This is a genomic window from Rhizobium viscosum (genome assembly GCF_014873945.1).
Classification (GTDB): domain Bacteria; phylum Pseudomonadota; class Alphaproteobacteria; order Rhizobiales; family Rhizobiaceae; genus Rhizobium; species Rhizobium viscosum.
In genome coordinates, this window is record NZ_JADBEC010000001.1 from 1,865,219 (window position 1) to 1,879,296 (window position 14,078).

Sequence of the window (14,078 nt, forward strand, 5' to 3'; positions counted from 1 at the left end):
ATGGGAGCAGTAATATCATGATCGGACTTGTGCTTGTCACTCATGGCAAGCTGGCTGAAGAGTTTCGTCATGCCGTAGAGCACGTCGTCGGTCCTCAGAAATTCATCGAAACGGTCTGCATCGGACCGGAAGACGATATGGACCAGAGACGACAGGACATTCTCGAAGCTGTTTCCGGCGCAGACGACGGCCATGGCGTCGTTATTCTCACCGACATGTTCGGCGGTACCCCTTCCAATCTCGCAATCTCGGTGATGAGCAGCGGCCACACCGAAGTCATCGCCGGCGTTAACCTGCCGATGCTGATCAAGCTCGCCGGCGTACGCGGCGAGAACAACATGGAAAAGGCGCTTGCCGAGGCCTCCGAGGCAGGCCGCAAATACATCAACGTTGCGAGCCGGGTCCTGAGCGGAAAGTAAGAAGCCTCCATGACACCGCTCTCCCGGGAACTCCTCATCATCAACAAGCGTGGCCTGCATGCGCGTGCTTCGGCAAAGTTCGTCCAGACGGTCGATGCCTTCGATGCAACGATCACCGTATCCAAAGACGGCATGACGGTTGGAGGAACCTCCATCATGGGCCTCATGATGCTTGCAGCAAGTCCTGGCTCCAGCGTCGTCGTCTCGGCGACCGGCAATCAGGCTGCCGAAGCACTGAATGCCCTCGATCAGCTCATCCAGAACAAGTTCGGCGAAGAGATCTGATCTTCAGCGCCATATAAAGATATAAAGACTTCTTTATATCCCCGTTGCCTTCCCGGCTGAAGCCTGCTAAACGGCGAGCATGACGTGCATTCCGCACGTGTTCGATCCGTTGCGGTCATCGTCGCGTCCTTGCGATGTTTTTGAGACGTTTTCAGCCTGGAGAGCCCTATGAGCACTGAAAAAGATTATGTTGTCGCCGATATCGGTCTTGCAGATTTCGGCCGCAAGGAAATCACCATCGCCGAAACCGAAATGCCCGGCCTCATGTCCTGCCGAGCCGAATTCGGTGAATCCAAGCCGCTGAAGGGCGCGCGTATCACCGGCTCGCTGCACATGACGATCCAGACGGCCGTTCTCATCGAGACGCTGGTCGCGCTCGGCGCCGAAGTCCGCTGGGCTTCGTGCAACATCTTCTCGACGCAGGACCATGCCGCTGCAGCGATCGCCGCTTCCGGCGTTCCGGTCTTCGCCATCAAGGGCGAGTCTCTCGAGGATTACTGGGTTTACACCGACAAGATCTTCCAGTGGGCCGATGGCGGCTTCTCCAACATGATCCTCGATGATGGTGGCGACGCCACCATGTACATCCTGCTCGGCGCTCGTGCCGAAGCCGGTGAGGACGTTCTTTCCAACCCGCATTCCGAAGAAGAGGAAATCCTCTTCGCCCAGATCAAGAAGCGCCTTGCCGCTTCGCCTGGCTGGTTCACCAAGCAGCGTGATGCCATCAAGGGCGTGACCGAAGAAACCACGACGGGCGTCAATCGCCTCTACCAGCTCAGCCAGAAGGGCCTGCTGCCGTTCCCGGCGATCAACGTCAACGACTCTGTCACCAAGTCGAAGTTCGACAACAAGTATGGCTGCAAGGAATCGCTGGTTGACGGCATTCGCCGCGGCACCGACGTCATGATGGCCGGCAAGGTTGCCGTCGTCTGCGGTTACGGTGACGTCGGCAAGGGTTCTGCCGCTTCGCTTTCCGGCGCCGGCGCCCGCGTCAAGGTAACCGAAGCCGATCCGATCTGCGCCCTGCAGGCCGCGATGGACGGTTACGAAGTCGTTCTGCTCGAGGATGTTGTTTCCTCGGCCGATATTTTCATCACCACGACAGGCAACAAGGATGTTATCCGCATCGACCACATGCGTCAGATGAAGGATATGGCGATCGTCGGCAATATCGGCCACTTCGACAACGAGATCGAAGTTGCCGCGTTGCGTAACCTGAAGTGGACCAACGTCAAGCCGCAGGTCGACCTGATCGAGTTCCCGAAGGGCAACCGCATCATCCTTCTTTCCGAAGGCCGCCTCTTGAACCTCGGCAATGCAACGGGCCATCCGTCCTTCGTCATGTCGGCCTCGTTCACCAACCAGACGCTGGCGCAGATCGAGCTCTTCACCAAGCCTGGCCAGTACGAAAGCAAGGTCTACATCCTACCGAAGCACCTCGACGAAAAGGTTGCCCGTCTTCACCTCGACAAGCTCGGCGTGAAGCTTACCCAGCTCAGCGAAGAGCAGGCTGCCTATATCGGTGTGAAGCCACAGGGCCCGTTCAAGTCTGACCACTACAGATACTGATTTCATCTCCAATATCCACAAGATGTGGTGGCCCCGGCATTGACAAATGCCGGGGTTTATTTTTTGGGCGCGCTCTTTCCGACGATTCCCTAACGAAGTATTGTTTTAAGACTTGATTCGTGGCTGCGGAGCTCTCCGTTTTCCACGAAAATGGGATGTCTTGTCGTGATGCGGCACATTAAAGGACGGAGACATACCTCGGATGTCGAAAATGAAACACAGCCTGCTCGGCCAGGCGGAGGATGGCGCTTACGCCGCCGACCGCCCGCTTGAGGCAGGCCAAAAATATAAGTTTGCCGCGGTCCCTGTGACTGCAAGGCAAAAACATTGGTCTTTGGCACGTATTGCAAAGCTGTGCGCTGCAAGCACTGCAGTCGTCGTACCGGCTTGGCCGGTTCTGGCGCAGGCGCAGCCGGGTATTGGCGCGTCGGCACATCTTTTCACCTCTTCGCAAGTTGTCGGCCTTTCCGTCGTCATTGGCGTCATTTCGGCCGCCCTGCTTTCGACGCTCTGGCTGGTGCGCCAGCGCGGCAATCTGGAAAATGAAAGCCGCGAGATCCGCTCGGCGCTTTCGGACGCGCAGCAGCGCATTTCCCAATATGAGGCGCTCATTGCCGACAAGAACCGACGCATCGTCATCTGGGATGGCGTCGCCCGGCCGGAACTCCTCGGTCAGCTTCCGCCGGAAACCGGCGCTCCACAGGACAATGAATTCCTTGCCTTCGGTCTCTGGCTGAAGGCGCGGTCGGCTTCCGAGCTGGAGCGGGCGGTCGGTCGTCTGCGTGAACAGGCCGAGAGTTTCGACATGGTGATCGAGACGATCAGAGACGAGGTAATCGAAGCACAAGGCCGGGTTTCCGGCGGTCGCGCCTTCGTGCGCTTCGTGGCGCTCAACAATCTGCGCGCCGAACTGGCTGAACTGAAGATCGAGCGCGATCGGCTGATGACATCGATCTCCGCCTTTCAAACCATGCTCGACGCCATCGATATGCCAGCCTGGCAGCGTGATACAGCCGGACGTCTGACCTGGGTGAATCATGCCTATGGCGATGCCGTCGAAGCACAATCGCCCCAGCAGGCTGTCAATGAAGGCCGCGAAATCCTGACGACCGTCGCCCGTGAGCGCATCCACGCTACGGCAACGCCGGAATCGCCTTTCCACGACACGATTTCGACAGTCGTGCGCGGCAACCGCACGTTCTTCGACGTAGTCGACGTCAAGGTCCTCAGCGGCTCGGCCGGTATTGCGGTTGATGTTTCTGATGTCGAAGCGGTTCGCGCTGAACTGGAGCGGACGCTTAAAAGCCATGCTGAAACACTCGATCATCTGGCGACACCCGTCGCCATTTTCGACGGCGACCGCCGGCTGCAATTCTACAATCAGGCCTTCGTCTCGCTCTGGGAGCTCGATATCGCGTTCCTCGAAAGCAAGCCCGACAATAGCGAACTTCTGGAACGCCTTCGTGCAGCCAAGAAACTGCCGGATCAGCTGAACTGGAAATCGTGGAAGGAAACGGCGCTTTCCGTTTATCGTTCGCTCGATACGCAATCCGACCTCTGGCACCTGCCGAACGGGCAAACGCTGCGTGTCTTTGCGACCGCGCATCCGCAGGGCGGCGCCACATGGGTCTTCGAGAATCTGACCGAGCAGGTCGATCTCGAAACGCGCTACAATACGCTGGTGAAGGTACAGGGCGAGACGATCGACCACCTTTCGGAAGGCGTCGCGGTCTTCGGCCCTGACGGCCGTATCCGCCTCTCCAACCCGGCTTTCCGTGCGCTCTGGGGTATTACCGAGACGGAGGCGAAGCCCGGCACGCATATCCGCGGCATTGGCGAGGCTTGTGCCCCCTCCTATGACCAGCCCGATGGCTGGAAGACCTTCGCAGAACTGATCACCAGCTTCGACGACGAGCGCCGTTCAAGCCAGGGAACGCTCGAACTGCTCTCCGGCCTCGTGCTCGACTTCGCCGTCATCCCGCTGCCGAATGCTCAGACCATGCTGACCTTCGTCAACATGACCGACAGCGTACGGGCCGAGCGGGCGCTGACGGAAAAGAACGAGGCGTTGCGCAAGGCGGACGAGTTGAAGAACGACTTCGTGCAGCACGTCTCCTATGAGCTGCGCTCGCCGCTGACGAACATCATCGGCTTTACCGATCTCTTGCGCACGCCTGGCGTCGGCCCGTTGAACGAGCGGCAAGCCGAATATATCGACCATATCGCCACCTCGTCCTCGGTGCTCTTGACGCTCGTCAACGACATCCTCGATCTTGCGACCGTCGATGCCGGCATCATGCGGCTGAACTATGCAGAAATCGATCTCGCCGATCTTCTCGACGATGTCTCCATGCAGATCGCCGATCGGCTGCAGGAGAGCGGCGTATCGCTAGAGATCACCGCGCCGGCTTATCTGGGCTCGATCGTTGCCGATCCGCAGCGGCTGAAGCAGATTCTGCTGAAGCTTCTGGCCAATGCCGCCAATTTCTCGCCCGAGGGCGCGTCGATCGCGCTGGAATGCCGTCGCGAGGGCACGGATTTTGTGTTCTCCGTAAGGGATCGCGGCCCCGGTATCTCGCCTGATATGATCGCTACCGTCTTCGACCGCTTCGCAACCGGTGCGAAGAGCGGAAAGCGCGGCGGTGCCGGGCTTGGCCTCTCGATCGTCGATAGCTTCGTCAGCCTGCACAATGGCGAGGTCAGCATCGACAGCGAACCCGGCAAGGGAACGACAGTGACCTGCCGCATCCCTTCCATCAACCTGCCGCATTCCGTCGCCGCCGAATGACGCAGGGCGACATCATCTCGCTTTTTCTGGAAGACGAGGCGGCAACTCTCCGCTTCGGCAATGATCTGGCGCTGGCGCTGAAGGTCGGTGACTGCTTGGCACTGTCGGGCGATCTCGGCGCCGGAAAATCCTCGCTGGCGCGGGCTTTCCTGCGTACCATGGCTGATGATGACGGGCTGGAAGTCCCAAGCCCGACTTTCACGCTGGTGCAATCTTACGATCTGCGCATTCCCGTCTCGCATTTCGATCTCTATCGGCTTGGCGATGCATCGGAACTGACGGAGCTCGGTTTCGACGAAGCGCTCGAAAACGGCATCTGCATCGTCGAATGGCCGGAGATGGCGGAAGGTGAATTGCCGGTATCGCGCATCTCCCTGCGGCTCGAACATGAAGGTACCGGCCGTCGCGCCACAATCACGGCGGCGGAGAAAACTGCAGCCCGTATCCATCGCGTGCTCGCGATCCGCAGCTTCCTTGCCGATGCCGGTTACGGAGAAGCCAAGCGCCGATTCCTGACCGGGGATGCCTCGCTTCGGGCCTACGAATACATCTATCCAAGCAAAGCTTCGCGGAAGATACTCATGGACTGGCCGCCGCATCCCGAGGGGCCGCCGGTCTATGACGGCAAGCCCTATCCCAAGGTCGCGCATCTGGCACAGGACGCCTATCCTTTCGTCGCGATCGCCGATGCGTTGCGCGAGCGGGGCTTTGCAACGCCGGAGATCTACAAGGTCGATTACGAGCAGGGCATATTGCTGATCGAGGATCTCGGTACCGAAGGCGTGCTGGATGAGGACGGCCGACCGATCACCGAGCGTTATCGGCAAAGCGTTGCCTGCCTTGCCCATCTTCATTCGATGCAGGTCCCACAGGACATCCCGGTTTCTGCCGCGCATACGCATCACATTCCAGACTTCGATCGCGTAGCGATGAAGATGGAAGTGCGGCTGATACTCGATTGGCATATCGCCTGGAAGCGTGGCACGGCACCGACGGATGCGGAGCGAGACGAGTATCTGGCAATTTGGGACAATCTGATCGACGAGCTGCAATCGGCCGAAAAGAACCTGCTGTTGCGCGACTTCCATTCGCCCAACATCATCTGGCGCGAGCAGGAGAGCGGAATCCGCAAGATCGGCATCATCGACTTCCAGGATGCGATGATCGGGCCAACCGCTTACGACCTTGCCTCCATCGTTCAGGATGCGCGCGTCACGATCGAGCCGGATCTTTTTCGCCAGCTGATGGATGACTACCTTTCGCTCCGGCGCGCCCAAGGCGGCTTCGACGAAGCCGGATTCATGAAGGCATGGGCCATTATGTCGGCGCAGCGAAACTGCAAGCTTGCCGGCCTCTGGGTGCGGCTCCTGCAGCGGGATGGCAAGCCCGGCTATCTGCAGCATATGCCGCGCACGCTTTCCTATCTTAAGGTTGCGCTGGAACACGAGATGCTTGCCCCCTTGCGCGAATGGTGCACAAGGGCTGGAATACTGCCAGTCGAATCATAAATCCGGACCAGCATGACCATCAGACAAGCCATGGTACTGGCCGCGGGACTCGGAACCCGCATGCGCCCGATTACCAACACGATTCCGAAACCGCTGGTGACGATCGGCGGAAAGCCGATGATCGACTATGCACTGGATTCGCTTGTCGAAGCCGGCGTAGAGCGGGCCGCGATCAATGTCCATCATTTTGCCGATCAGATGGAAGATCATCTGAAAAACTATCGCGGGCTCGATATTCTGATTTCCGACGAGCGCAATGCACTGATGAATTCGGGCGGCGGGCTGGCGAAGGGTCTGAAGTTACTCGCCCGAGAGCCAGTTTTCGTTATGAATGCCGATCTCTTCTGGATCGGCGAGCCAGCGGACCGGCCCAGCAATCTGCGGCGCTTAGCCGGATTCTTCGATACCGAACGCATGGATATGGCGCTACTCTGCGTGCGCATCGAGGATACGACCGGCCATAACGGCAAGAACGATTTCAGCCTGGGACCTGACGGTCGATTGACGCGCTATCGTGACGATCCCTCCAATCCGGTCGTCTATGCCGGTGCAATCATCATGCACCCCGCGCTGCTGGACGATGCACCCGAAGAACCCTTCAACCTCAATATCTATTTCGACAAGGCGATCGCCCGTGGCCGGCTTTTCGGCATGATGATGGAAGGCCATTGGCTGACGGTCGGCACGCCCGATGCAATTGACGACGCGGAGGAGACGATCCGGCGGTTCCGGACGTTTGCGTGACACATGACGGAGCGGCATCGGCCACGCATTCTGACGATTCCGTCAGGTCTTCCCTTCCTGAAGACGCTGGCAAATTCACTCTGCGACGGACGCCTGACACCGCTTTTCCGACATGATCCCGCCGACCCACTGTCTCTTGCCAAGGTAACGATCTACCTGCCGACCCGGCGCGCCGTACGCGTGCTGCGTTCGGAATTCGTCGATCTGCTTGGCGGCCGTTCGGCGATCCTGCCGGTCATCCGGCCACTGGGAGAGACGGATGACGACAGCGGCTATTTTGACGAGGCACTGCCCGCGACGATCGATCTCGCTCAACCGCTTTCCAACACCGCACGCCTTCTGGAACTGGCGCGGCTGATCCTTGCCTGGCGTAACAAGCTGCCGGAGATCGTTCGGCACATCCATTCGGAATCGCCTCTCGTCGCACCGGCAAGCCCGGCGGATGCCATCTGGCTTGCCCGCAATCTGGCGGAACTGATCGATTCGATCGAAACCGAGGATCTTGCATGGTCTGAACTCGGCAAGCTCGATACGGGTGACTATGCGGCCTGGTGGCAATTGACGGCGGAATTCCTGCAGATCGCCAGTGCCTTCTGGCCGGAACGCTTGATCGAACTTGGCCGCTCTTCGCCGGCCCGTCACCGCAATGCCATTCTGCGCGCCGAGGCCGGCCGGCTCTCGATGATGAGGCCTGCCGGTCCGATCATCATTGCCGGTTCGACGGGGTCGCTTCCTGCCACGGCCGACCTCATCGGCGCCGTGGCGAACCTTCCGGAAGGCGTGATCGTGTTGCCCGGCCTCGACCTTTCCATGCCGGAGGAACACTGGCGGCTGGTCGCCCCTGATCTCCTGCCGGGTCAACGAGCCAATCCGGCAAGCCGCACACATCCGCAGTATGGTCTTTCGGTCCTGCTGAAGCGGCTGAAGCTCACCCGCGAGGATGTTCAGCCGATCGAGGAAGCGGAAGCCGATCTGCGCTCGCGCGCGGAAGTCCTCTCGCGGGCGCTTACTCCATCGGAAGCCACGAGCGGCTGGGGCGATTGGAAAAAAGACCTGCCGGAAGGGACCATTACTGCGGCATTCGCGGACGTATCGATGATCGAAGCCGCCAACGAGCGCGAGGAGGCGACGGCGATTGCCGTTGCTCTGCGGCTTGCACTGGAACAGCCAGGCAGAGATGGCGAAAGCAGGGCTGCACTTATTACGCCGGACCGCAATCTGGCGCGCCGCGTTATGGCGGAGCTTTCCCGCTTCGGCATTCTCGCCGACGATTCAGCCGGCACGCCACTTTCGGCAACGCCGCAGGGGACGCTGCTGCAATTGCTCCTGGAAGCGACACTGCGTCCCGGTGATCCTGTCGCCATCGTTTCGCTGCTCAAACATCCGCTTGCCCGCTTCGGGCTGGAGCGCAGCTTTCTGACTGGGGCTGTCGAGGCATTGGAGTTGCTGGCGCTGCGCGGCGGCGTGGCGGAAGTGGATATCGGATCGCTCGAACAGTTGCTCGACCATCAGCTTTCGGAGCAGGCGCTCGACAGGCACGCGCCGGTATGGCGCAAATCGCTGCCATCAGAAGCGGCGGACATCGCCCGCAGGTTAGCCCAGAAAGTTGAACGTGCCGTGGAGCCGCTGGTATCGGCACTCGTGCCACATCGTAGGGGTCATGATGGCCTGACAACGGGCATCTCGCTCTCGCAATGGGCCGAACGCACGGGCCGCGCTCTGGAGAGTATCGCTGCCGACGAACACGGCAATCTGGCAAGCCTTTGGTCCGGTGAGGCTGGTGATGCCCTGGCAAGTCTGCTTGGCGAAGTCATCGATACCGAAGGCCAGATGGAAGCGGAGGGGCCGCAATGGATCGATATCATGCAGGCGCTGTCGGCCGGCCATGCCGTCAAGCCCGGCGCCCTCAGTCACCCTCGCCTCTTCATCTTCGGTACGCTGGAAGCGCGCCTGCAGAATGTCGACACGCTGATCCTTGGCAGCCTCAACGAAGGATCATGGCCGGGGCAGACCGCCAATAATCCCTTCGTCTCCCGCATGATGAAGACGGAAATCGGGCTGGAGCCACCGGAACGGCGCATCGGTCAGCTGGCGCATGATTTCGAGATGGCGAACGGTACTCGCCATCTCATCTATTCGCGCGCCCTGCGTCAGGGTTCGACGCCGACGGTCGCCTCCCGGTGGCTGCAACGGCTGCTGGCGCTCGGCGGCGAGGATTTCGAAGAGCAATTGCGCGAGCGGGGCGCGCGTTTCGTTCATTGGGCAAACCAGCTAGACCTCGGTGACAATCAGGCGCCGGCGCAGAGGCCCTCTCCAAAGCCGCCACGGGAACTGCAGCCAAAATCCTATTCCTTCAGCGAAGTCGGTCGGCTGCGCCGCGACCCCTATGCGATTTATGCGCGGCGCACGCTGCGGCTCGATCCCGTCGACCCGTTCAATCGCGATCCGGGCGCGGCGGAACGCGGTACGCTCTACCACAAGATCATCGATCGCTTTGTTCGCGAAGGCCATATCGCGGGAACGCCGGAAGCGGCAGCGGCGATGAACGTCATCCTGACCGAACTCTTCGACATGGAGAGCCTGCCGCCGCATATCGACGCCGTCTGGCGGCCGCGTTTCCGCGAAGTCGCGCGCGCTTTCCTGAACTGGGAGGCTGCGCGGCAGCCCGATGTGCAGAAGAGGCTGACGGAAGTCAGAGGCGGCGTCGAACTCGAGGGAATCGATATCCGGCTCACCGGCGTTGCCGATCGTATCGATATCAAAGGGCCGAACAGTGCCGATATCATCGATTACAAGACCGGCTACAATCCTTCCCCGACACAGGCCCGAGCACTGCTGGACCCGCAGCTCGCGCTTGAAGCCGCGGCCCTTCAGGCCGGCGCTTTTCGTGATGCCGGCAGCCTCGTACCGAACGACCTCCTTTATGTCCGCTTGCGGCCGGGCAGCCGCTTCCTGGTGGACAAGGTCAATAACGAGGAGGCCAGCAGCGACAAGACAAAATCGGCAATGCAGCTTGCCGAGGAATCGATCGACCAGCTAGTGAAATTCGTCACCCTGCTGCAATCAGGCGAAAAAGGTTTTACTTCGCGGCTGATCCCCGCCCAACAATTCGATTTCGGCGGCGATTACGATCATCTTGCCCGCGTTGCGGAATGGGCGACCGCTGACCCGGAAGGAGGAGGCGATGAATGATCCGACCGCGCTTCCCGAGGGTGACGATCCCGGTACCTGGATCGGCTGGACGACGATCCAGCAGGCGATCGCTTCTGATCCGGCCCGCTCTGCCTGGGTTTCGGCCAATGCCGGCTCCGGCAAGACACATGTTCTGACCCAGCGGGTGATCCGACTGCTGCTTGCCGGTGCGCGGCCTTCCGCCATTCTTTGCCTCACCTATACGAAGGCTGCCGCCTCCGAAATGTCGAACCGCGTGTTCGAACGGCTGGCGGAATGGGCGATTTTTCCGGATGACGAATTGGCCAGACGCATCACCCAGATCGAAGGTCGTGAGCCGGATTCCCTGAAGCTTATGGAAGCAAGACGGCTGTTTGCCAAGGCACTGGAAACACCGGGTGGGCTGAAGATCCAGACCATCCACGCCTTCTGTGAAGCGCTGCTGCACCAGTTTCCGCTGGAAGCAAACGTCGCCGGGCATTTCTCTGTCCTCGATGACCGGGCGGCAGAGACGCTGCTTGCCGATGCACGGCGCTCGCTTTTGACGGCAACTGGACCGGAGAACGACCAGAATCTCGCCGGTGCCTTCACCTATGTGCTTAATCTCGGCGATGAATCCGGGCTCGAAAATCTGCTCGGCGAGATCGTAGCCAACCGCAACGCCATACGCCGCTTCATGACCGCTGCCGAACAGCATGGCAGCGCCGATCGCCTGCTTCGCGAGAGGCTAAGCCTTTCACCTGATGATACGGAGGAGGGGCTGGCCGAACGATATTGGCCCTTGCCTGGGCTCTCGGGTGCAACGCTGGAACTTTACCTGGCGCTTGCCACAACGAAGGGTGGCGCTAAAGCGCAGGATGTTGCCGAAGGCCTGCGCCGCGCCGTACGCGAACGAGATGTGACCGCGCGTTCGCAGATTCTGGAGAAGATTTTCCTGACATCGAAGGGCGAGCCGAAGACGGACGGGCAATTCCTCGTCAAGGCGATGCTCGCGGAAGCGCCACAGCTTGCCGATGCGATCGCTTCCGCGCGGACGCATGTCGTCGCGTGCCGAGACCGCCTGAAGATGATGCGAATGCATACGGCAACTCATGCCGCCCTCGTGCTCGCGGACCGTCTGAACCGGGATTACGAGGAGCTGAAAAAGCAGCGCAGCCATCTCGACTTCGAAGACCTGATCACACGTACCGCAGACCTGCTTACGAAGAGCGGCGTCGGCCCGTGGATCCATTACAAACTCGATCAGGGTATCGACCATATTCTCGTCGATGAGGCGCAAGATACCAGCCCTATCCAGTGGAGTGTCATCCAGTCCCTGGCGGAAGATTTCTTTTCGGGCGAAAGTTCGCGGCCGGTGGCCCGGACATTGTTTGCCGTCGGCGACGAGAAACAATCGATCTATTCTTTCCAGGGCGCACGGCCCGAACGGTTCTCCGAAGAGAAGGAACGGACGCAGCGCCGGGTGCAGAACAGCGGCCTCAATTTCTCCACCGTCCGCCTGCCGCTCTCCTTCCGCTCCACGTCCGATGTGCTACTCGCCGTCGATCATATCTTCACGCCACCCGAGAATGCGCGCGGTCTCGGGACCGAGCCCGTCGTGCATCGCTCCAGCCGTATCGGCCATCCTGGTGCCGTCGATCTCTGGGACATGATCGTGCCTGACGTCGTCGTGAAGGACGAGGATTGGACCGCTCCCTTCGATGCGACGCCAGAAAGTGCGCCGGCCGCCGTCTTGGCACGGCGCATCGCTCATACGATCGGCACTCTCGTTGGCCGCGAAACGATCATCGAAAAGGGCAGGGAGCGCTTCATTGAAGCCGGCGATATCCTCATTCTCGTCCGCAAGCGCGACGCCTTTGTCAATGCATTGACACGCGAACTCAAACGGCGCGGTGACATTCCCGTTGCTGGTGCGGATCGCCTAGTGCTGACGAGCCATATCGCCATACAAGATCTGATGGCGCTTGGGCGCTTTCTTCTTCTGCCAGAAGATGATCTCTCGCTTGCCGCTCTCCTGAAAAGCCCTCTCTTCAATCTCTCGGAAGAGGATATTTTTGCGGTTGCGGCGCTGCGTGGCGACAATGAAAGCGCCTGGGACCATCTTCGCAAATATGCTGCCGATGGCAATGAGCGACTTGGCGTAGTGGTCGCGAGGCTGGAACTCTTCCTTGACCAATCTCGAAGCCTTTCGGTCCATGACTTCTATGCCCGCGTCCTTGGTAGCCATGGCGGCCGGCGGCAGTTCCTGGCGCGCCTCGGCACTGAAGTCAGCGATATCCTCGATGAATTTCTGACCTTTGCGCTCGACCACGAAACATCTGCTCTACCCGGCCTGCAGTCCTTCATCTCGACGCTTGAGCTTGAAGCGCCGGAAGTGAAGCGCGAGCAGGACAAGGGTCGCAACGAGGTGCGCATCATGACGGTGCATGCATCCAAAGGTCTGGAAGCGCCAATCGTCTTTCTGGTCGATGGCGGTTCCAAGGCTTTTACCCACACCCACCTGCCAAAGCTCCGGTTGCTTGATGCAGGGCCGGACGAGCCGCCGATACCGGTGTGGATTCCCGTCAGTGATCTCGGCAATTCACTGACGTCGACCGATGCGGCACGCATCCAGTTTCTTGCCGAAGAGGAATACCGGCGCCTGCTCTATGTGGCGATGACCCGCGCCGCCGACCGGCTGATCGTTTGCGGATATCGCGGCGTGCGGCTGAACAACGACACCTGGCATATGATGATTTCCACTGCGCTCGACGCGGAACATCCGCATGTCGAAAAGGCGACGTTCTCAGGTCCGGATGGAGAGTGGGGCGGGATGCACTGGCGTGTGCCGCAGGTCGAGCGCAGCTTCGAGCGAATGGATCGTGCGCCGGAGCAGGCAATTGTCGAAACGGTTCCCCCGGACCTGTTCCGGCCCCTCCCGCCGCAGAAACAATTGCCGCGGCCACTCAGCCCTTCCGGCGCCGGAACGATCATTGATGAAGAAGCCGATGATCTGCTGTTGACCTCACCGCTCTTCGGCCAGCAAGAAGAGGGCAGCGATCGTTCTCTGGAAAAGGGCCGCCTTATCCATCGGATGCTTCAGGCTCTTCCCGATATTCCGGTGGAGGAGCGGGCCGATGCAGCGAAGCGTTATGCTGAACGCGCGGCCCGATTCTGGCCGGCTACAGAGCGGCAGGCTCTAGTCGATTCGGTTGTGAAACTTTTGCAAGAAGAAAGGCTTCAAGCCGTCTTCAACGTTCATGCCCAGGCGGAAATCTCGATCATGGGGACCTTAACGCTGGAAGGCCGGGAGTATGCCGTCTCCGGCCGGATTGACCGCCTCGCTGTCCTGCCAGACAGCGTCGTCATTCTGGACTACAAGACAAATCGCGTTCCACCGGCAAGCGAAGACAAAATCCCTTTTGCTCACAAGGCGCAGCTTGCGATCTACCGGGAAATCCTGAAGCCGCTCTATCCCGCCAAACGAATCGATTGCATGTTGATCTACACCGAAAATGCGACCATCCATACGCTGAGTGAACATGCTTTGGCTTCTGCACTTGCGGGACTCAACACAAAGTGAAATATCGGACATTGAAATTCCGGCACCGCACC

General features: G+C 60.0%; 8 protein-coding genes. All 8 read left to right on the forward strand.

From position 1 onward, the window contains the following. The first annotated feature begins 17 nt into the window (after window positions 1–17). Complete coding sequence (locus tag H4W29_RS09360; RefSeq protein WP_007813746.1) at window positions 18–419, forward strand: PTS sugar transporter subunit IIA; 402 nt, start codon at window positions 18–20, stop codon at window positions 417–419. 9 nt (window positions 420–428) lie between these two features. After that, window positions 429–704, forward strand: coding sequence for an HPr family phosphocarrier protein (locus tag H4W29_RS09365; RefSeq protein WP_113300867.1), 276 nt, complete (start codon window positions 429–431; stop codon window positions 702–704). Between the two features lie 168 nt (window positions 705–872). After that, window positions 873–2,273, forward strand: a complete 1,401-nt coding sequence (gene ahcY / locus H4W29_RS09370) for an adenosylhomocysteinase (protein ID WP_192728675.1) — start codon at window positions 873–875, stop codon at window positions 2,271–2,273. A 202-nt stretch (window positions 2,274–2,475) separates the two neighbouring features. Further along, the gene (locus H4W29_RS09375; protein ID WP_192728676.1) at window positions 2,476–5,061 is read left to right on the forward strand and encodes a sensor histidine kinase; all 2,586 of its coding nucleotides are present in this window, start codon (window positions 2,476–2,478) and stop codon (window positions 5,059–5,061) included. After that, complete coding sequence (gene tsaE, locus H4W29_RS09380; RefSeq protein WP_192728677.1) at window positions 5,058–6,569, forward strand: tRNA (adenosine(37)-N6)-threonylcarbamoyltransferase complex ATPase subunit type 1 TsaE; 1,512 nt, start codon at window positions 5,058–5,060, stop codon at window positions 6,567–6,569. The genes H4W29_RS09375 and tsaE overlap by 4 nt, the downstream gene beginning before the upstream one ends. 12 nt (window positions 6,570–6,581) lie before the next feature. Next, window positions 6,582–7,313: a nucleotidyltransferase family protein gene (locus H4W29_RS09385; protein WP_192728678.1), complete on the forward strand. Its 732-nt coding sequence runs from the start codon at window positions 6,582–6,584 to the stop codon at window positions 7,311–7,313. Between the two features lie 3 nt (window positions 7,314–7,316). Further along, window positions 7,317–10,505, forward strand: coding sequence for a double-strand break repair protein AddB (gene addB / locus H4W29_RS09390; protein WP_192728679.1), 3,189 nt, complete (start codon window positions 7,317–7,319; stop codon window positions 10,503–10,505). Continuing rightward, a complete protein-coding gene (addA, locus tag H4W29_RS09395) occupies window positions 10,498–14,046 on the forward strand; it encodes a double-strand break repair helicase AddA (RefSeq protein WP_192728680.1) in 3,549 nt (1,182 codons plus the stop codon). The genes addB and addA overlap by 8 nt, the downstream gene beginning before the upstream one ends. Window positions 14,047–14,078 lie beyond the last annotated feature (32 nt).